13 protein-coding genes and 1 tRNA gene are annotated in these 19,703 nt (G+C 64.5%); 10 read left to right on the forward strand and 4 right to left on the reverse strand.

The window, feature by feature from the left end; translation table 11 throughout:
* Nucleotides 1-7 precede the first annotated feature (7 nt).
* From ASD80_RS03545 to ASD80_RS03580, 8 genes are read left to right on the forward strand one after another with little or no spacing between them, the layout of a single operon-like run.
* Complete coding sequence (locus ASD80_RS03545) at nucleotides 8-1,285, forward strand: hypothetical protein (protein WP_056229079.1); 1,278 nt, start codon at nucleotides 8-10, stop codon at nucleotides 1,283-1,285.
* A complete protein-coding gene (locus ASD80_RS03550; RefSeq protein ID WP_056229082.1) occupies nucleotides 1,282-4,407 on the forward strand; it encodes a virulence factor SrfB in 3,126 nt (1,041 codons plus the stop codon). The genes ASD80_RS03545 and ASD80_RS03550 overlap by 4 nt, the downstream gene beginning before the upstream one ends.
* An 8-nt stretch (nucleotides 4,408-4,415) precedes the next feature.
* Nucleotides 4,416-7,097 carry a virulence factor SrfC family protein gene (locus ASD80_RS03555; RefSeq protein ID WP_056229085.1) on the forward strand — a complete coding sequence of 894 codons (2,682 nt, stop codon included), beginning with the start codon at nucleotides 4,416-4,418 and terminating at the stop codon, nucleotides 7,095-7,097.
* A complete protein-coding gene (locus ASD80_RS03560; protein ID WP_056229089.1) occupies nucleotides 7,094-8,206 on the forward strand; it encodes a hypothetical protein in 1,113 nt (370 codons plus the stop codon). Before ASD80_RS03555 ends, ASD80_RS03560 begins: the two co-directional genes overlap by 4 nt.
* Nucleotides 8,203-10,143, forward strand: coding sequence for a vWA domain-containing protein (locus ASD80_RS03565; protein WP_200950213.1), 1,941 nt, complete (start codon nucleotides 8,203-8,205; stop codon nucleotides 10,141-10,143). The genes ASD80_RS03560 and ASD80_RS03565 overlap by 4 nt, the downstream gene beginning before the upstream one ends.
* A gap of 9 nt (nucleotides 10,144-10,152) precedes the next feature.
* The gene (locus tag ASD80_RS03570) at nucleotides 10,153-10,893 is read left to right on the forward strand and encodes an ABC transporter ATP-binding protein (RefSeq protein ID WP_056229092.1); all 741 of its coding nucleotides are present in this window, start codon (nucleotides 10,153-10,155) and stop codon (nucleotides 10,891-10,893) included.
* A 4-nt stretch (nucleotides 10,894-10,897) separates the two neighbouring features.
* Nucleotides 10,898-12,088 (forward strand): ABC transporter permease, encoded by a 1,191-nt coding sequence (locus ASD80_RS03575; protein ID WP_056229094.1) that lies wholly within the window; start codon nucleotides 10,898-10,900, stop codon nucleotides 12,086-12,088.
* A gap of 1 nt (nucleotide 12,089) precedes the next feature.
* Nucleotides 12,090-13,673 (forward strand): formylglycine-generating enzyme family protein, encoded by a 1,584-nt coding sequence (locus ASD80_RS03580; RefSeq protein ID WP_056229096.1) that lies wholly within the window; start codon nucleotides 12,090-12,092, stop codon nucleotides 13,671-13,673.
* Nucleotides 13,674-13,683: 10 nt separating this feature from the next.
* Here the strand turns inward: ASD80_RS03580 and ASD80_RS03585 are convergent, their stop codons facing one another.
* Together ASD80_RS03585 and ASD80_RS03590 are read right to left on the reverse strand one after the other, a co-directional pair.
* On the reverse strand, nucleotides 13,684-14,331 hold the full coding sequence (locus ASD80_RS03585) for a hypothetical protein (RefSeq protein ID WP_056229099.1): 648 nt from the start codon (nucleotides 14,329-14,331) through the stop codon (nucleotides 13,684-13,686).
* Nucleotides 14,332-14,446: 115 nt separating this feature from the next.
* Nucleotides 14,447-14,520 (reverse strand) — tRNA-Gln (locus ASD80_RS03590).
* 241 nt (nucleotides 14,521-14,761) lie between these two features.
* On the opposite strand from ASD80_RS03590, the gene ASD80_RS03595 reads away from it, so the two are divergent.
* Together ASD80_RS03595 and ASD80_RS03600 are read left to right on the forward strand one after the other, a co-directional pair.
* Nucleotides 14,762-15,946, forward strand: coding sequence for a Ppx/GppA phosphatase family protein (locus tag ASD80_RS03595; protein ID WP_082555030.1), 1,185 nt, complete (start codon nucleotides 14,762-14,764; stop codon nucleotides 15,944-15,946).
* Nucleotides 15,936-16,664 carry an RlmE family RNA methyltransferase gene (locus ASD80_RS03600; RefSeq protein WP_056229105.1) on the forward strand — a complete coding sequence of 243 codons (729 nt, stop codon included), beginning with the start codon at nucleotides 15,936-15,938 and terminating at the stop codon, nucleotides 16,662-16,664. Before ASD80_RS03595 ends, ASD80_RS03600 begins: the two co-directional genes overlap by 11 nt.
* Before the next feature lie 34 nt (nucleotides 16,665-16,698).
* On the opposite strand, the gene ASD80_RS03605 is transcribed toward ASD80_RS03600, so the two are convergent.
* Both ASD80_RS03605 and ASD80_RS03610 read right to left on the reverse strand, forming a co-directional pair.
* Entirely contained in the window at nucleotides 16,699-18,084 is a 1,386-nt protein-coding gene (locus ASD80_RS03605; protein WP_244488931.1) for an MDR family MFS transporter, read from the reverse strand.
* A gap of 24 nt (nucleotides 18,085-18,108) precedes the next feature.
* A complete protein-coding gene (locus ASD80_RS03610; protein ID WP_056229161.1) occupies nucleotides 18,109-19,461 on the reverse strand; it encodes an MFS transporter in 1,353 nt (450 codons plus the stop codon).
* Nucleotides 19,462-19,703 lie beyond the last annotated feature (242 nt).

The following is a 19,703-nucleotide window of genomic DNA, read 5'->3' on the forward strand; positions in this document are numbered from 1 at the left end:
CGGCACGATGTTCGAGGCATTTCTCGTTACCAGTTCGTCCGAGGGGCTCCGCGCGCTGGGCCAGAAGGAACAACGTTCCTACGAATTGATCACGGACGCGGTCCGCGATCGGCTCGGCTCGAAACATGCCAATCTCTTCGGCGAAGCCGTGCCGACCGTGCACGGGGACCAGTACGACTGGTATGCGCCGGTTTCGGGCAAGGCCGAGCCGATGTTGCGCCTGGACGCAGCGCAACAGGCCGAGGCGCGTCTTCTCCTCGACTCTCTCGTCGGAGACATCCTGCGGGAGGCGGCTAGGCTCAAGGCCATGCGCAGCCTCGACGATGTGCGGCTTGGCGAGGCGCTGGAAAACGCCGTGCGCGTGCCGGGCGATGAGCATGTCTATATCGTGCAGGCCGCAGACGGTCTGCAGCCGGTGCTGGTGAACTGGGCCTGGACCAGCGACGAACAACGCGCGGTACGCGGCGTGCTGAGCGGTGTAGACCCCCGCCTCGCCGCCATGCCGGTTGCGGCCGGCCGTGACGGCCCGGCCGTCGCGGCGTTGCCGCCCCACGCGGTCGGCGCAACGGTGACCGAAGCGCCGCCGGATCGCCGTGGATGGGGTTGGCTTTGGTTGCTGATCGGGCTCGGCTGGCTGCTGCTGGCCATTCTCATTGCGACGATCATCCTGCTGCTGGTCCGCCCTTGTGGGCTGGCGCTTCCCTTCGGCCTCAATTTCTGTCCGCCGGTGGCGACAGTATCGAGCGTCGCGGCGGAGACGGGCGAACTCGAAAACCAGATTGCCGCGCTCGAGCGGCAGTTGGCAGATGCCGATCGGGCCTGCCAGCCGCCCGAGCCTCTGCCGGCCCCCGTTGCGGAACCAGCGCCCGTGGCGCCGCCTGTCGACGAGGAACTGGAAGAGCGCATGGAGAATAGCGGGGCGACGCGCGGGGAACTGACCTTCACGCTCGCCTGGGACGATATGGCCGATGTCGACCTGATGGTGACCTGTCCGGCCGGGCAGACCGTGTCCTATCGCGAGCGCAATGCCTGTGGTGGCTCGCTCGATGTCGACAGCAATGCGAGCGACCCACGCGCCGACCCGATAGAGAATATCTACTTTTCTCAGCCGGCGCCCGGCGCCTACCAGGTGCGCGTCAATCTCTATGCCCAGCGCAATACCGGGCCGGTCCATGGCTTCCGCCTGACCATCCAGGACGGCGACCACTATGAGACCTATCAGGGGCAGGTGACGCCCTCGAACGAAGACTGGACGATGACCTATACCCGCAGGGGGCAAGAATGACGCTCAACAAGACCCAACTCCGCCCGCTGGTATCCTGGCGCGACGAGGTCACGCTGGTCCCGTTCTCGGGGATCCAGATTTTCGATTTCGGCTTTCGTTTCGACGACCTGCCGACACGCCCTGCCGGGTTTATCGAACGGGTGCTTGGCGCGGATACGGCCAGCGCGGAAGCCGACGAGGCGAGCAAGGAACGTATTCTCATCCCGCTCTCGGGCGACAAGGAGGTCGATGCGGAAATCGAGGCGGCCGGTCGCTTCGACGACGATCTCTATTCGATTCGGCCGGAGGCCGCGCTTGAGCCCTTCCTCGAAAAATGGGTGCCCGTGCCGGTGCTGCGGCTCAAGAGCGAGCGCGGCGCGGCGGGCGAGGAGCGTTATGATCCAGGCCCGTCGAGCTGGGCGCGCATGCGCACGGTGGAACTCGAAACGCCCGATCCGGAAACCGGTCACACGCACCGCGTTCAGCTCGCCATCGATACAACGCTGATCGCGGAGGCGCAGGAGCGCCACTATGTGGCGCCGGAGCGGGCGGATGCCGAGGAGCCTCGCGATTTCCGGCTGGTGGCCAATCCGGCCCATATGGATTGGTTCCTGCGCCGGCTGGAGCGGGACGTGGACGGAAACGTGCTCGACCTGCAGCACTGGGTTTCGGACTGGCTGAAGGAAATTTTCCTGGCCTTCATGCGCAATGCCAATCCCGGCAAGCAGGTTTCCGAAAGCACGCTCAAGCATCTCTTCGAGCATTGGGCGCGCTATCTGGCCTATCTCAAGCTCGTGGAAGGCGCGGTGAAGCCTCCGCGCATGCGCTTCGTCAACACCATCACAAAGCGCGACGCGACGACGCCGGTCGATGTCGATCTGGTGCTCGATGTCGGCAACAGCCGCACCTGTGGCATCCTGATCGAGCGGTTCCCCAGCGAATCCCGTGTCGATCTCGTACGGTCGTTCCCACTGGAAATCCGCGACCTGTCGCGGCCCGAGCTGCACTATTCGGGCCTCTTCGAAAGTCGCGTGGAATTTGCCGAGCAGAAGTTCGGCGATGACCGCTATTCGAGCCGGTCGGGGCGGCGCACGGCGTTTATGTGGCCGGGCTTCGTTCGCGTTGGACCCGAGGCCCTGCGCCTGGTGCAGGGCGAGGAGGGGACCGAAACGGCCTCGGGCCTGTCCTCGCCGAAGCGCTACCTCTGGGACAGCGACGTGCGGCAGCAGGACTGGCGCTTTCACAATCATTTCGACCCCAACAACCTGCCCAAGAGCGTGCGCGCCGCCATGCGCCATCTCAACGAGGCCGGTGACGTGATCGAGCAGGTGCGCCACGAGGAGGACCGGCGCCTCCGGGCACGCGGGCGCATCTCGGTCAATCGCGCGATACGGCCGCGCTTCTCACGCTCATCGCTCTTTGGCTTCATGTTGGCGGAGCTGTTTTCCCACGCCCTGGTGCAGGTCAACGATCCGGCTTCCCGCGCCCGCCGGGCGCAGTCGGACCTGCCACGGCGACTCAACCGCATCATCCTGACCCTGCCGACGGCCACCACCGCGCAGGAACAGGCCATTATGCGGTCCCGCGCCGAGGGCGCGCTGCGTCTCGTCTGGGCAGTGCTGGGTGCGGACGAAACCGAAACCACTATTTCGCAGCGCCCCGAACTGATCGTGCAGTGGGACGAAGCGAGCTGCACCCAGCTTGTCTATCTGTACAGCGAGTTGACGCAGAAATTCGATGGCCGCATCGATTCCTTCCTGACGCTCAAGGGGCAGCCGAGGCTTCGTCCCGGCGCCAGCGAGCCGGCCCCGAGCCTCAGGCTCGCCTGCATCGATATCGGCGGCGGCACCACGGACCTGATGGTCACCACCTATTGGGGCGAGGCCAATCGTGTGCTGCATCCGCAGCAGACATTTCGCGAGGGGTTCCGGGTGGCTGGCGACGATCTCGTGCAGCGCGTCATCGGCTCTATCATTCTCCCGCGACTGCAGGAGTCCATCCAGGCGGCCGGAGGCCGCTTCGTGGCTGAGAAGATGCGCGACCTCTTCGGCGGCGATATTGGCGGGCGGGACCAGCAACTGGTGCAGAAGCGCCGGCAGTTTTCGCTACGCGTGCTGATGCCGCTGGCCGTGGCCGTACTCGGTCACAGCGAGAATGCCACCGAATTCGAGCGTTTCGATCTCTATGTGGGGTCGAGCCTCGGCCTTGCACCCGGCGAGGGGACAGCCGCGCGCGGCAGCGGGGCGGGCGATCCCATTCCCGAACAAGTCCTCAACTATATCGAAGGCGCGGCCCGCGAAGTGGGGGCCTCCGACTGGCGCCTGGCGGATGTGGTGCTGCCGATATCACGCGAGGATGTCGACGCTATCGCCCGCGAAGTCTTTCAGAAGGTCCTGGGCAACATGGCCGAGGTGCTCGACCATCTCGGCGTCGATATCCTGCTGCTCACCGGCCGGCCGTCCAGGCTACCCGCGGTTCGGGCGATTCTTGAAGAAATGCTCGTCATCCCGCCGCAGCGGCTGATCTCGATGCATCGTTACCGCACCGGCCGCTGGTATCCCTTCCGCGATCCGGTCAGCCAGCGTATCGGCGATCCCAAGAGCACCGTCGCGGTCGGCGGCATGCTGATCGCGCTCTCGGAAAACCGCATTCCCAACTTCAAGGTGAGTACGTCCGCATTCCAGATGGCGTCCACCGCCCGCTATGTCGGAGAGATGGACACGAGCGGCCAGATTCTCGACGAGCGGGTGATGTTCGCGGACGTCAACCTCGACCAGAAGTCCGGTGGCGCCACCTCCAAGACCATCAGCATGTTCTCGCCCATTCACATCGGTTCACGGCAATTGCCGTTGGAACGCTGGACGACCACGCCGCTCTATCGGCTCGACTTCGCCAATGCCGCGGCACAACGGCGCCCGACACCGATCAAGGTGACGTTCGAGCGCTCCGACTTCGACGATGGCGATGCCAATGACTCGAGCGAGGAAAAACTTCGCCGCGAGGCCCTGCGCGAAGCCTTTGTCATTACCGACGTAGAAGACGGGGTGGGCGATCCCATGAAGAAGACCGACGTCAGCCTGGCGCTGCACACGCTGGGCTTTGACGATGACTACTGGATCGATGCAGGCGTATTCCAATACTAGGTGACAAGATGACCACTCAGGAACAACTGGCAAACCGCTGCGTCGACGTGGCCGAACTGGCGAAGTCCGCGGTCGAATGGATTGTCGACGAAGACAATGCCGAGCTTGTCGGCCTGCAGCGCAAGTCGCTGGTGCGGATGCTGCGCAAGAGCACGCGAAGGGCGCAGAAACTGGCCAGGTCGGCCCGCACCAAGATGAGCGTCAGCGTGTTTGGCCCCAGCCAGGCCGGCAAGTCCTTCCTCGTCTCGGTTCTGGCGCGCCCGGCAGGCGGCCGGCTGGTGTCCGACTTCCCTGGGCCGGGTGGCCGCATGGACTATATCAGCGAAATCAATCCGGTAGGCGAAGGCGAATCCACCGGTCTGGTGACGCGCTTCACCATGACCAGGGAACCGTGTCCCGAAGGGTTCCCGATCAAGCTGGTGCTCCTGAGCGAAGCGGATGTCGCCCGCACCCTTATCAACAGCTTCTACATGGACGGCGACCAGTCCGAAGTGCCGCCCGAGCCTGCCGAAATCACGCAGCACCTCGACACGTTCCGGGGTAAATGCGGCGCCGACGTGCCCGGCATGAGCTTCGAGGAAGTGCTGGAGATCGCCGAATACGTCAACGGCACTTTCGGGCGCACGGCCTTTTCCGCATCCCTGCGGCCCTTCTGGGACGAGGCGGCAAGCATTGCGCCGGGCCTGTCGGTGCGGGACCGTGCGGCCTTTTACGAAATCCTCTGGGGCGGCCACAAGGAACTGACAGGGCTCTATGTCCAACTGGCCGAGGCACTGGGCAAAATCCAGAATGCGGAGATGGTACATGTGGGCCTCGACGCACTGACGCCGCGCGAGTCCTCTATTATCGATGTCAAGACGCTGCACGGTTTGAACGGCGATGGCGGGGGAGATTTGCTCGCCCTGCGGTTGCCATCGGGCATGACGGCGAGTCTGCCGCGCGCCGTGGTCTGTGCGCTGGCGGCCGAACTGGTCATGCCGATGGTAGACCAGCCATCGGACATTTTCGCGGAGACTGACCTTCTCGATTTCCCCGGCGCTCGCAATCGTTTCGAGCAGCCGCTTAAGGTAACGCTTTCAAAGCCGGACAAGCTCCCCGAACTGCTGTTGCGCGGCAAGGTGGCCTATCTCTTCGACCGCTATGTGGAAAACCAGGAAATCACCTCGATGCTGCTCTGCGTGCCGGACAGCAACATGGAAACGCTGGATTTGCCTGGCCTGGTCGACAACTGGATTGCCCTGACGCACGGCACGACACCTGCTCAGCGCGCGCAGACCAACTGCATTCTGTTCTTCGTCATGACCAAGTTCGACAAGCACCTCGGCGACTCCGCCTCGGGCGGGGAGGAGGAATTGCGGTTCGATCGCCGGGTGAAGGCCTCGCTGCTTGAAAAGTTCGGCCGCGGTACCGACGCCTGGGTCAAGGAATGGTCGCCGGGAAAGCCGTTCCAGAACTGCTACTGGCTGCGCAATCCGAACTATTTCGTCGAGGGCCTGATCGACTATGACGCCGATATGCAGGAGCTTGGCATCAAGCCCGAAAAGGCGGAGCGTATTGCAGAGCTAAAGGCCGGCTGCCTGGTCGCGCCCAATGTCCAGAGGCATTTTTCCAACCCCGACATCGCGTGGGAAGCTGCGCTCAAGACCAACGACGGCGGCGTTGGCTACCTCATCGAGCAACTGACCAAGGTCTGCAAGCCGGACAGCAAGATCAAGCAGATCACCGCCCAGCTCGACCGGTTGGTTAACGACGTGCGCGGCGAAATTGGCCGTTTCCACATCTCGGACGACATCGAACAACGTATCCAGGAGAAGCGAAAGGCGGCCGGGGAATTGATCGATGGCCTCGAGGCGGCTTTCCGGCGCCACCGGTTCGGCGCCTTCCTCAGCGCCCTCATGGTCGATCAGGATACGCTGCGCGACCGGATTGCCCGCGTGCCGAGTTCGGTGCGCATCAGTCGGGCGGTTTCGGCTGCCGTGGCTGCGCCGGTTCCGGGCGCTTCGCCCGGCGCACCTGCAGCGCTGGCCAGGCCGGGGGCAGGGCTGCTCAGGCCCGGCGCGGCGCCGGCGCCGGCCGTTGCGGACAGCGTTCCAGTCGACACCGCCGTCACGCCGGAAATCCGGACCATGACGCTCGAGGCCTTTCAGGCGGAAACCTCGGTCGAGGTATGGATCGAGGGCCTGAAGCGCTTTCGCGACGATGTGGATACGTTGCGCAGCTTTGGCCTGACCGAAGAGAGCGTCGCCAATGCCAGCGCGGAACTGTCCCACGCAGTTCGCCGCAGCGGCGTGGTGGACGCCATCCAGGACCAGCTTCGTGCGATGAATTTCGGTCTGACGGTAGACAAGCAGGCCGAGCCCGCATCGATCGTCTGCGCCGAACGGATCAACAAATTTGTCACTGCCCTTGGTACGGAATCCATGGTGGACAAGGACAAGCCGTCCGTACCCCTGCCAGATGGAAGCGCCCGCATCGTGTTCGAACCACGCCACCATTCCGAGACCGCGGACGATCTGCCGGCCCTCGGCCGCCCCGCCGCAGAAGAGTTCTGGACCGACTGGGTCTTTGCGCTCGATGCCATGTTCGAGGCGAACGCCCGCGATACCGGCAACGGCAAGATCAACATCGAGCAGAACCTGCGCATCGGCAAGATCATAAGGGGTCTGGACGGCGAGGAGCCCCGCCCGTGAACCTGACCGTCAAGCCCGATCCGAAGCGACCATCCGGCGGCTATGCCGTCCTCGAAGGCGATATTCCCGGCGAAGAGGCCTGGGTGGCTGTCTTCAACACCTTCAGCGAACGCTTCCTTGGCCAGCATGGCTGGCAATCGGCCAGGATTGAATTCGGCCCCTATCCGGTCGAGCGCTCCGGCGGCGGATCGGCCATCGTGATCGGGCCGGAAATCGTCAATCACATCGAAGAATATGCCGTACTGCGCCTGCAGATCGGCACCTTGGCCGCGACGGTCAACTGGCCCGATACCATCCAGGACCGGCCGGGTGCCGCCATGATCGGCGGTATCCGCGCCGTCGAGGGCAAGCCCGGCGCCGCACCGCGCCAGCGTGTGGTGGTTTACGACGAATCCCTGCCGGAAGAACGTCCGCTGCATGATGAGGCGGTCGAGGAGGACGTCGCCCAAGGCGGTGGAGAGGGCGAGGAAATCGACCTGGTCCAGGCCGAAACACCCATCGAGGCACCCAAAAAGCGGCGGGTCTGGCCCTGGCTGCTGCTCCTGTTCTTGATCCTGGCAGCGGCGGCCATCGCGGTCTGGTTCTTCCTGCTGCAGCCGCGGCCAGCAGAGGAAGCGGCTGCCGAGACTGCGCCGATTGAAGAAGAGCTGGTCCCGGCGGAGCCGGCGACCGAGCAACCATCCGCCCCCGAAGCGGCTGTTGTGCCGCCGCCGGAACCGGTCGCGATGGACAATTGTGCTTCCGAATCGCTGCGGGCGCTTGCCGGGCAGCCCTTTGCCGGCGCGCTTGAAACCGTCATTTCCTGCGGCAGCGCGGTGACGCCGGACATGGCCCTGTCCCTGATCGAAAGAGCGGCCGCCGAGGAGGATGCTTCGGCCCTCTATATCTTCGGCCAGCTCTACGACGGCCGTTCAGAGGTGGATGGCATAGAAGATGACATTGGCCTCACCTTTTCCGACAGCCCGGCGCAGGCTGCCGAATATTATGCCCGAGCCGCAACTGCTGGTTCGACCGAGGCGAATGAAGCGCTCCTGGTCGTCTGCGGACGGTTGGAACAGATGAGCGACACGCTGGCGCAGAACGCCCTTGAGGAGCATTGCCCGTCATGATCACCATGCCAAAGACGTTTCGTCGCTTCACCAATGCCACGGCGATTTCGCTGGCGATGGCGCTCATTCCGGGGGCGGCCGGGGTGGTGGCGCAGGAGCGGCCCCTTCTGATAGAGGGTACACAGACGCTTTATCAGCGCGTGCTGACCCGGCCGGGCGCGACGCTCCGCGATGAGCCGGGTGAGGAGGAAGGCGAGGCGCTTCCTGCCTTTCAACCGCTCTATGTCTTTATGCGACAGGATGGCTGGTCCCAGGTGGGCCACTCTGCATCGGCGGCGCCGGTGGGCTGGGTCGACAATACTCAGGTCATCGAGTGGAACCAGAATATCGTCGCTGCCTTCACCAACCCGGCCAATCGCAAGCGGCAGTTCCTTTTCCGTACCGAGGAGGCGCTGCGGGCGCTGATGGAAAGCGAGGCCCTGCGCCCGATGCAGGACGCGCTGATCGAAAAGGCGGCCAGCGGACTCATCGCGCCGGAAGATAATGTGGTGGCGGCCGAGCCCGAAAATTTCGTCAATATCCAGGACGAACTCTACATCATGCCCATCCTCGACTATGTCGAGGATGTCCATCCGCTCAACTATGACGACAATCTGATTATGCACGTCGCGTCGGCCGCGTTGCACGAAGAACTGCCCATGCCGGAAGAGCCCGCTACGACCGGCGAATTCGATGCTGGCGTGGTCTTCGTTCTCGACACCACGCGTTCGATGGGGCCTTACATCGGTCGCACCCGCGACGCCCTCGAGCAGATCATCAACGACGTGCGCGGCACGGATGTGGGCGACCGCATCAATTTTGGCGCCATCGGCTTCCGCGACAGCGTTGAAGCAGTGCCTGGGCTCGAATACCGAACCAAGGTGATCGTCGAACTGGCACGCCGTGACGACCAGACGCCGGTACTTGCGGCGGTACAGGAAGCGACCCAGGTGGCGGAGGCCAGTTCTCCGGGCTTCAACGAGGACAGCCTCGCTGGCGTCGAGGACGCTATCGAGATCGATCAGTGGCTGTCCGGAAGTGCCGATCCCTTCGATGGTCGCTACATCATTCTGGTGACCGATGCCGGCCCCAACGATGTCAACGACCCGCTCACCCGCTCCCGGATCGGCGCCGCCGAACTGCAGAGCATGGCGAGGGAGAAGGGCATCGTGGTCATGACCCTTCACCTCAAGACCGCCGATGGCGGGCAGGCCAATCACGAATATGCGGCCGAGCAGTATCGTCAGTTGTCGCGTTTCGACGACGGGCAATATTACTACCCCATTGAGAACGGCTCCGAAGACGCCTTCGAGCAGACCGTGACCCTGTTGGTCACGGCGCTGACGGATCATGTTCGCGCTGCGCTCGGAGAAGAGTCCGTGCTGAGCGAGGAAGAAACCGGCGACGACCTTGTCGAACTCGGACGGGCCATGCGGCTTGCCTATCTCGGCGCCCGTGAAGGGACGCGCGCGCCGGCCGTGTTCGATGGCTGGGTTTCCGAGCGGGCCATCGAGGATCCGCGCGCTCTGACCATCAAGCCACGCCTGCTGATCACCAAGAACGAACTGGCCACCATGGCCGAGCTGACCGAGAACATCGTGCGCATTGGCGAGAGTACCCGCGAACAGGACGACGCGACGGCTTTCTTCGACCAGCTTCAGGGCGTGATCGCAACCATGGCGCAAAACCCCGACAACCTGCTCGCGGCCGATGCCGGCACGATCGGCGGCGCGCTGGAATATCTGGAGCGGCTGCCCTATCGCAGCCCCATCCTGGCCATCGATTCCCGCCGCTGGGGCGAAAGCGCCATGGTGCGTCGCGGCATACTCGACGTCTTGCGGCAGAAACTGGTGCTCTATCGCAAGTGGCTGTTCGACCAGACGGTATGGACCGAACTCTACGAGGGCGCGCCGGACGGCGAGTGGGTCTTCGCCATGCCCTTCGACGTACTGCCCTGACCTGGCGCCATGAAAACGACAATCGTCGCCGACGGAGTGCGGGTGTCGCTGCGTGACCGCGAGCGCAGCTTCACCCTGGCTATAGACGGGCTTGAAATCTATCCCGGTCAGGCGGTGGGGCTGACCGGTGCCAGCGGCACCGGCAAGACACTGCTGCTCGAAGTGCTCGGCCTGCTCAAGCGGCCCGATCCGGTCGGCTTCTATGGGTTTCTTGATGGCGAAGACTTTGTCGATCTTGCCGGATTGTGGCGCAGGCGCTGGAAGGGCGGGGCCATCGCCCATGCGCGCGGCAATCACTTCGGCTTCGTGCCGCAGAGTGGTGGCTTGCTGCCGTTCTACACGGTGCGGGAAAACATCGCGCTCAGCCAGAAGATCAGCGGGCGGGAGGATGCGGGGTTTGTCGACACCCTCATCGCCCGGCTCGGCTTGCAGGATCTGGCAAGGCTCCGCCCGCACCAGCTCTCCATCGGTCAGCGGCAAAGGGCCATCATCGCCCGCGCTCTGGCCCATCGGCCGGTGATGGTCATTGCCGACGAACCAACGGCGGCGCTTGACCCGGCCAACGCCGCCGGCGCGATGGACCTGCTGCTCGAGATGGTGCAGCGGCAGGGTGCCGCCCTGATCGTTTCGTCGCATGATGTGGACATGCTCGACAGCCTGCCCTTGCAGCGCTTTCATCTCGAGCCCGACCGCGACGTGGCGGCCGGCGACGCGGGTAGTGTGCTCGTGCGCCAGCCTGTCGGGAGCTAGCGCCATGCTCTTGCTGGGACTGGCGCTGCGCGACCTGCGGCGCGACTGGGTTTACCTCTTCTGCAACGTCGCCATGCTGGTTGGCGTCATCGTGCCGCTGCTGCTGCTGTTTGGGGTGCGCAACGGCGTCTATGAGGCATTGATCGGCCGGCTGCTGACAGACCCCACCGTGCTGCAGATCGATACGCGCGGCAATCATTCCTTCACCGAGGACGATGCGGCCGAGGTGCGCGCCATGGACGGTGCCGGCTTCGTGACTCTGAAGACGCGCAGCCTCTTCGATTTCATCAATGTGCGCCCCGAGGGCGGTCGGCAGGTGCGGGACGCTCTGCTTTCGCCCAGTGGCGGCGGCGACCCCATGCTGCCCGTCGAAGCGCTGGGTGCGGGGGAGGTCGCCTTGAGTGCGGGCCTTGCCAAGGCGATAGACATTGCGCCCGGAGCGCGGGTCGAACTCATAACACAGGCCCCCGAGCGGGCGCGGCAACTGGTGCTGGTGGCCGACGTCGTGGCGATCGTGCCCGAAAACGTGCTCAGTGGCCGCACCGTTCTTGCCGATATCGAAGTGCTGGACCTGGTCGAGGCCTTTTATGATCAATATGCCCTGCCCGAGCACGGCATTACCGAGGGGCGGCCGCTGGCGCAGCGTGTCAAGGATTTCGAGGGGCTGCGGGCCTTCGCTACGAGCCTCGAAGCGATCGCGCCCCTGCAGGAGGCGATAGAGGCGCGCTTCGGCATCGCCACGACATCGCGCAGCGGCGAGGTGGCGCGCGTGCTTGGGCTCGGACGAAATCTGGGGCTGGCACTCCTGCTGACCACGTCCGTCGCGGGGTTGGGACTGGCCTCGGCGCTGGTCGCCAGCTTCTGGACCGAGGCGGCGCGCAAGCGTTATACCCTCGCCAACCTGGCGCTTCTGGGGCTTACCCCGGCCGGCCTGCTGCTGTTTCCGGTGGTGCAGGCCGCAGCGATGGCCGTTCTGGGCATCGCGGCTTCGTTTTCGCTGTTTGCCTTGGCCGCGCAGATGGCCGAGCATCTGTTCGAGACGGGGCTCACGAGTTCGGGAGGCCTGGTGGTGATTACGCCCCCACAGGGCGCGGCCATTGTCCTTGCCATTCTGGGCCTCGTCGTCGTTACGTCCTTTGCCGCCGCCTGGCGGGCGCAGCGGACCGATCCAGCCATCGTTCTGAGGGGAGGATAGCATGTCGAGACTACCGGTCCTGTCGGGCGCGATCTGCCTTGCCATCGGCTTCGGTGCCCCGGTCTTGTCTCAGGAGATCACCTGGCCGGTCGAGCTTTACGATCCCGCTGGTGCCGCCGAAACGCCGGTGCCAGCGGACCTGGTGCTGCCCATGCCCTGCGGGGGCGCCATGGCGTTCCAGAAGGTGGCGGTGCCGGTCAATATCGCCGATCCCCTCGATGACCGCCGCATTCGCGTCGGGCAGTCGCAGGCCGAAAGCGGCTTTGCCGATTATCTGCGTTCCGAATATATTCGTGGCGCCTTCGATGATCCGGCCGAAGGGGTCTCCTACTACTACATCGCCCGCTATGAGCTGACACAGGGTCAGTATGCGGCTTTGTCGGGCAATTGCGCCGAACCGTCGCGGCGCGACCGCATCGCGAAAGGCGGGCTGTCCTGGTTTGACGCCGTTTCGCTCTCCCAGGCCTATTCGGAATGGCTATATGCCGAGGCGCGCGACGCGCTGCCGAGCCAGGCGGGCGCCGTCGCCTATGTGCGGCTGCCCACCGAGGTCGAGTGGGAATATGCGGTACGCGGTGGCGCGCGGGTCGATCCCGCCATCTTCCCGGCGCGGCGGTTTTTCGGCGATGGCGACTTGGGCGCCTATGCGGTGCATGTCGCTCCCGGCGCGGGCCGCGGCGAAGTCACGGCCGTCGGCCTGCGGGCGCCCAATCCGCTGGGCCTCTACGATGTTTACGGCAATGCCGAGGAGCTGCAGCTCGAGCCCTTTCGATTGAACGCGGTTGGGCGGCCTCACGGCCAGACCGGCGGGCTCGTCACGCGCGGTGGCTCGGCGCAATCGGCCGCCGAGCAGATCTACAGTGCCCAGCGCTCGGAATACCCATTGTTCAGCCCGGTGGATGGCAAGGCGCTGGCCAGCGAGGTCTTCGGGCTCCGCCTCGTGCTGACAACGAATATTGCTGGTTCGGACGAGACCGTCGCTGCGATCCACGACCGCTGGGTGGAGCTGGCCGATGCGCCGGCACAGGACGAAGCCGATCCGCTGGCCAATCTTGCCGGACTGATCGAGGACGAATTGGACCCTCGCCGGCAAGAGGCGCTCACCGCGCTGCAGCACGAGTTCCGCACGGCGCAGGCAGCGGCGGAGGCGGCGCTGAACGAGGCGGCCAAATCGACCCTGCTGAGCGGCGCGGCCTTTGTCGGTGCCTTGGTCGACGGCAACGCCGAAATTCAGCGTCAGCAGGACAATGTCCGCGCCTTCGTCGACCGGATAAGGGTCAGTACCCCCGAGCAGCAGGTGAGTCTCACGGCGCAGGCCGAGATTATCGTGGCTCGCATGGAGGGCCTCCGGCAGGTGCAGCGCACCTATCTGCTGTCATTCCGCAGCGCCCTCGAGACCCTTGTGGAAGAATTGCCGCCCAGCCAACGCGAGGCGGCATTCCAATTGCTGACCGACGAACTGTCCCAGGCGGGGCAGGGCCGGGTCTCCGGGCTCCTGCAATCGTTCTGGAACGATCTCGAGACCTATCTGACCCGGCCGGACATGAGCGACGGGGATTTGCTGGCTCTGGCACTGGCGTCGTGAGACGGCCGGTTCAGTGCCGGCTCAGGATATGGCTGCTGACGGCGTCGACATAGCGCCACAGCGTCTGGGCCTGTTCGGAGGTGACGACACCGTGCGCGGCTGCCTGGCGAATGACGTCGGTCACCTCCCGGGGCTGCAGATGGTCGGCATTGAAGCGGGCCCCGCCGTAGACCGCCTGGGCAATCGGCGCCAGGCTCTGCAGATCTTCGGCGCATTGCCCGCCGACGATTGCTCCCCGGACCACGCTGCCCGCGGTTCCACCGATAAGCGCCCCCACGATGCCGTTCCCGCCGAGCTTTCGATCCAGCCAATAGCCGGCGGCCGCCGTGGCGACGGCCTCTCCCATGGCCCTGAGGGACTCGAAATCTTCAAAAAGCACTTCATGGAGCACGCGGTCGGCACAGAAATGGTGCCTGATGCTACCCGCACAGGCGCGGATTTGTCCCAGCGCGTCACCATAGGATACCGGCACGCTCATCGCATCGCCCGTGGCAGATAGCGCTGCGGCAAGGGTCACCTGGCCAGATGACAAGGCAAGGTGAACGTTGCATCCCTCAATCCGATAGCCGGACACCTGGGCCTGCGCCACAGGCGCGGTGCCAAATCCCACCAGGACGGTCAGAAAAGCGGCGACAAGACAATCTTTCAGCGGTTTCATCGTGCACTCCCAATATGTGAGTGCAGCCTAGGGCCATTTTGTCGGCTACTGAAATGACAGAGCTTGTGATCCCCACCTATGGAGAGACACCACCGCGATGCTGATTGAGGAGGATTGGCTGGGGAACCTGGATTCGAACCAAGATTGACGGAGTCAGAGTCCGCTGTTCTACCGTTGAACTATTCCCCAGCAAGGGATCCGGGCTAGGGCCCGGCGGTATGGCGGGAGGCGTGTGACGCGTCCGGCGCGGGCACTGCATAGACAATGCGGATTGAGATTGCAAGCGCATCCGACATGGCGGCCGCGCGTGACGCTGGCATTGCGCTTGGCGCCCCCTTGCACTACCGTCATTGGCGACACGCAATGAAGAGTGCGCTCGGGCGCGACTGGCTTGGCCAGTTCTGGCGACCGCGCACGACAGGAGATTTCTGTGACCGATTCCGATCGGTCCGCTGCCGGGCTTTCGTCACTTGACGAGCCGGCAATCCGTGCCCCGTCCGGTCCCGGACCGGCGGGGAGGGCAGGGGCTGACGCGCCTGTGCTCGCAGCGGACCAGCGGACTTCAGCCGCCACCAATCCGCGCAAGCATCGCGGCCCCCTCTATGCCGCGCTTGATCTGGGCACCAACAATTGCCGCCTGCTGATTGCCCGCCCGCATGATCACGGCTTTCGCGTGCTCGATGGCTTTACCCGGATCGTTCGGCTGGGCGAGGGGGTTTCGGTCACCGGGCGGCTGAGTGACGCCGCCATGGAGCGCACCGTGGAGGCTTTGCGCCAGTGCCGCAACAAGCTGCGGGAGCATCAGCCCGCGCGCATGCGCCTGATCGCCACCGAGGCCTGCCGCGCCGCCGAAAACGGGCCGGCCTTCCTGGCCCGGGTGAAAGAGGAACTGGGGCTCGATCTTGAGATCGTTGATCGTCGCACCGAGGCCGAGCTGGCTGTCACCGGCTGTGCCGACCTGATTGAGGGCAATGCCGCCGGCGCGCTGATGTTCGATATCGGCGGCGGCTCATCCGAATTGGCCTGGCTCGACTTCCGCGGTGGCCGTCCCAGGGCGCAGGGCCGCATGTCGGCCTCGATCCGCTCCTGGCAGTCCCTGCCGGTGGGCGTGGTGTCCATTGCCGAGAAATTCGGCGGCGTCGATGTTACCGCCGAGGTCTTCGAGGCCATGGTGGCCCATGTCTCCGAGCATCTGCGCCAGTTCCGCGGCCGCGAAAAGCTGCGCCAGATGATCGCCACCCACCCCATGCACCTCATCGGTACCTCGGGTACCGTTACCACGCTGGCGGGCCTGCATCTGGGGCTGGAGCGCTATGAGCGGCAGAAGGTGGACGGCCTGTGGATGAAGCGCGGCGAGGTCGATGACACCATGAAGGTGCTGCTGGCCATGCCGTTCGATCGTCGCGTGTCCCATCCCTGCATCGGCCGCGACCGGGCCGACCTGGTGCTGCCCGGCTGCGCCATTTTCGAGGCCATAAGGCGGGAATGGCCGACCGATCGCGTGCGCGTGGCCGATCGCGGTCTGCGCGAGGGCATCCTGATTTCGCTGATGGACGCCGATCGCACCCACAGAAGCCCCTCACGCTATGTCAGGAGGAACGGCAATGGTGGATAAAGCTCTCGGCACGGGCGGCCGCAAGTCCGACAAGGATCTCAAGATCCGGGTGAAATCGGCCAAAGGCCGCAAGGTCTCATCCACCAAGTGGCTGGAGCGCCAGCTCAACGATCCCTATGTGGCCCGCGCCCGCGCCGAGGGCTACCGCTCGCGCGCGGCCTTCAAGATTCGCGAGATGGACGAGAAGCACAAGCTGTTCCGCAAGGGCATGCGCATCGTCGACCTTGGCGCGGCCCCCGGCGGCTGGTCGCAGGTGGCCGCCAAGGCCATCGGCTCGACTTCTGCCAATCCGCTGATCGTGGGCATCGACTATCTCGAAATGGACCCCATTCCCGGCGTTATTCTGCTGCAGAAGGATTTCACCGAGGACGACGCGCCCGCGATGCTTATCGAGGCCATGGGCGGCAAGAAGGTCGACCTGGTCATGAGCGACATGGCCTGGCCCACTACCGGCCATCGCCCCACCGATCACCTGCGCATCGTCCAGCTCATCGAGATCGCCGCCGATTTCGCCATCGACGTGCTGGCGCCGAACGGGACCTTCGTCGCCAAAGTGTTCCAGGGCGGCACCGAGCATGAGCTGTTGCACATGCTCAAGCGCCACTTCAAGACCACCGTCCACGCCAAGCCCCCGTCCAGCCGCCAGGACTCGGCCGAAGCCTACCTCATCGCCAAGGGCTTCAAGGACAAGGTGGAGGCCGAAGAGACCGAGGACTGAGCCTCTTCACCCTCCCCCAAGGGGGTGAGGGCCCTCAATGCGCGTGCGGCTCTTTCGTCAGCTGATGCCCGGCATCCTTCGGCAGGCGCATGAACATTGCCGTTGAAATGGCGCAGATCGCGCCCACGATGAAGAATGCCGCATGGAAGTCCGACAGCAGCAACTGTCCGTCGCCTCGCAGCACCTGCGACGCCTCCAGCACCCCACCGCCGACCGCAATGCCCATTGCCATCGTCAATTGTCCGGTCACCTGGCTGATGACATTGGCCTGGCCGGCATCCTTGTCATCGATATCGGCGAAGACGAAGACGCTTGATCCGGTCCAGAAGGTCGAGTTCCAGAACCCGGTAAACACCAGGATGCTGATGATCAGCGCCACCGACGTCTCGGGCGTGTAGAACCCCATCACCAGGATGCCGATAGCCGAAATACCGGTCGATATGGCCAGCGACAGCTTGAAGCCGAGCGCCTTGAAAATCCAGTCGGCGAAGAACTTGGCGATGATGGCGCCCAGCGCCCCGGCAAAGGTCACCATGCCGGATTCGAACGGCGTCATGCCGAAGATCAGTTGCAGCATCAGGGGAAACAGGAACGGCGTCGCCCCCTGGCCCAGCCGGAAGGCCGCCCCGGCCACGATGGCGCTACGAAAATAGGGAAAGCGGAACAGCCGCAGGTCGAGCAGCGGATACTCGGTGTTCAAGGCATGGCGCACATAGACCGCGCCGATGCCGACGCCGATCACCGTGGCGATCACCCCATAGATCGGCGGCAGCGCCGGCAGGCTGATGACCGACGTGCCGAAGGCGAACAGCGCGAACGCCGTTCCGGCCAACACGAAGCCGCCCATATCGATCCGGCGTGGCGCATTGCGCTGCGTCTCGGGCAGGAAACGGCCCACCAGCAGCACCCCGGCAATGCCGATCGGCACGTTGATGAGAAAGATCCAGTGCCAGCTCAGGAACGTCGTGAGAAAGCCGCCAAAGGGCGGCCCCATGATCGGGCCGATCAGCCCCGGAATGGTCAGCCACGCCATGGCATTGACCAATTGGTGCCGCGGCGTGGCCCGCACCAGCACCAGCCGTGCCACCGGCGTCATCATCGCCCCGCCCATGCCTTGGATAAAGCGGGCAATCACAAAGGCCAGCAGCGAGTCCGACACCGCGCAGGCCACCGAGCCGATCATGAACACGACCATGGCCACGCGGAACACGTTGCGCGCGCCAAACCGGTCGGCCATCCAGCTCGAAATCGGGATGAAGATAGCCAGCGCTACCAGATATGCCGTCAGCGCCAGCTTGAGTGAGATCGGATCGGTGCCGATATCCTCGGCAATGGTCGCCAGCGAGGTCGCAATCACCGTCGCATCCATGTTTTCCATGAACAAGGCGGTAGCGAGAATGAGGGGGATGATGCGCGACACGGCAGCTTGCCGGGAAATTCCCGGTCACTCCTTTTGAACGGCGACGGCCTTGTGCCCGGAAACATTGCTTCCGGCATCTGCCGGCAGGCGCCAATAAATGAATGCGGCCAGGGCGCTGAGCCCCCCGACCACGAAAAATGCAATCTGGAAATCGATCAGCGCCAGTTCGCTCCCGCGCCACCGCGTGGTGAGCTCGAGCAATCCGCCGGCCACCGCCACGCCGAAGGCAACGCTCAATTGCTGGCACACCGCCACGATGGCCGTGGCCTGGCTGGCCTCCTCATCGTTGACATCGGCATAGCCGATGGCGTTGGAGCCGGTGAAGAACACTGATCGCAGGATGCCCCCGGCCAGCAGCACCGCCATGATGACCGGCACCGGCGTATCCATGTTGAACAGGCCTTGCCCGGCGATCAGCAATCCGCCGAAAAAGGCCGCAAAGCCGAGCGTGCGCGGGAACCCGAACCACGCATAGATCCGCTCGGCGATGAACTTGCTCATGATGGCGCCAATGGCTGAGACGAAGGTGATGGCCCCCGACTGGAACGGACTGAGCCCGAACCCCAGTTGCAGCATCAGCGGCAGCAGGAACGGCACGGCGCCCACGCCGATGCGAAAGAACGATCCGCCGGTAATCGAGGACCGGAACAGCTTGTGGCGGAACAGTTGCGGGTCAAGCAGCGGAAATTCGGTGCGGCGCGCATGCAGCAGGTACAGGATGCCCGAGGTTACGCCCACGGCCAGCGTCAGGTAGCCATAGATGATCGGCAGGGCCGGAAGGCTCACCACCGACAGCCCGAACACCGTCCCGGCAAACGCGATCCCCGCAAGCACGAAACCCACCAGGTCGATCGGCCGCGGATTACGGGCATCGGGAACGTTGAGGAAAATGCCGGCCAGGATGATCCCGGCAATGCCGATGGGGATATTGATCCAGAAGATCCAGTGCCAACTGAGATAGGTGGTCAGGAACCCACCGATCAGCGGCCCCGTCAGCGGCCCCAGCAGGGCTGGTACCGTCAGCCAGGCCATTGCCGAAACCAGTTCGTTTCGCGGCGTCGAGCGCACCAGCAGCAGGCGCCCCACCGGGGTCATCATCGAACTGCCGATTCCCTGGAAGAAGCGCGAGATCACGAACGTTTCGAGCGAGAATGCAAACGAGCAGGCCAGCGAACCCAGCATGAACACGAAGATCGCCAGCCGGAAGATGTTCTTGGCCCCGAACCGGTCGGCCATCCAGCCGCTGACCGGGATGAAGATGGCGAGCGCCACGAAATAGGCCGTCAGCGCCAGCTTGAGCGCGATCGGCTCCGTGCCGATATCGGTGGCGATCGCCGGCAGCGACGTGGCGATGACGGTCGAATCCATCTGCTCCATGAACAGGGCGACCGCCAGGATGAGAGGTGTGACGCGGATCACGATGTTGAACCGGGAGGAATCGAGGACGCCGCGACGAGGCGGCCGCCATACTATGGACGCCGCCGCCGCCGCTGAAAAGGCCAAACCAGAACTTGTATGGTAGATTAATGCCATGGTGGCGCGCCTTTAGAGCCGTCCCGGCGCCGCCAGCTGCCCAACCTGGCCGTGGGGCAGCCATGCGCGCCAATCCCGCCCTTCCC

The organism is Devosia sp. Root635 (genome assembly GCF_001427605.1).
Taxonomy (GTDB): Bacteria; Pseudomonadota; Alphaproteobacteria; order Rhizobiales; family Devosiaceae; genus Devosia.

Bases quoted from the DNA above. Each gene is read 5' to 3' on its own strand.
- ASD80_RS03545 (WP_056229079.1), top strand. From the start codon at position 8: ATGTTCGAGGCATTTCTCGTTACCAGTTCGTCCGAGGGGCTCCGCGCG.
- ASD80_RS03550 (WP_056229082.1), top strand. From the start codon at position 1,282: ATGACGCTCAACAAGACCCAACTCCGCCCGCTGGTATCCTGGCGCGAC.
- ASD80_RS03555 (WP_056229085.1), top strand. From the start codon at position 4,416: ATGACCACTCAGGAACAACTGGCAAACCGCTGCGTCGACGTGGCCGAA.
- ASD80_RS03565 (WP_200950213.1), top strand. From the start codon at position 8,203: ATGATCACCATGCCAAAGACGTTTCGTCGCTTCACCAATGCCACGGCG.
- ASD80_RS03570 (WP_056229092.1), top strand. From the start codon at position 10,153: ATGAAAACGACAATCGTCGCCGACGGAGTGCGGGTGTCGCTGCGTGAC.
- ASD80_RS03575 (WP_056229094.1), top strand. From the start codon at position 10,898: ATGCTCTTGCTGGGACTGGCGCTGCGCGACCTGCGGCGCGACTGGGTT.
- ASD80_RS03580 (WP_056229096.1), top strand. From the start codon at position 12,090: ATGTCGAGACTACCGGTCCTGTCGGGCGCGATCTGCCTTGCCATCGGC.
- ASD80_RS03585 (WP_056229099.1), bottom strand. From the start codon at position 14,331: ATGAAACCGCTGAAAGATTGTCTTGTCGCCGCTTTTCTGACCGTCCTG.
- ASD80_RS03600 (WP_056229105.1), top strand. From the start codon at position 15,936: ATGGTGGATAAAGCTCTCGGCACGGGCGGCCGCAAGTCCGACAAGGAT.
- ASD80_RS03610 (WP_056229161.1), bottom strand. From the start codon at position 19,461: ATGGAGCAGATGGATTCGACCGTCATCGCCACGTCGCTGCCGGCGATC.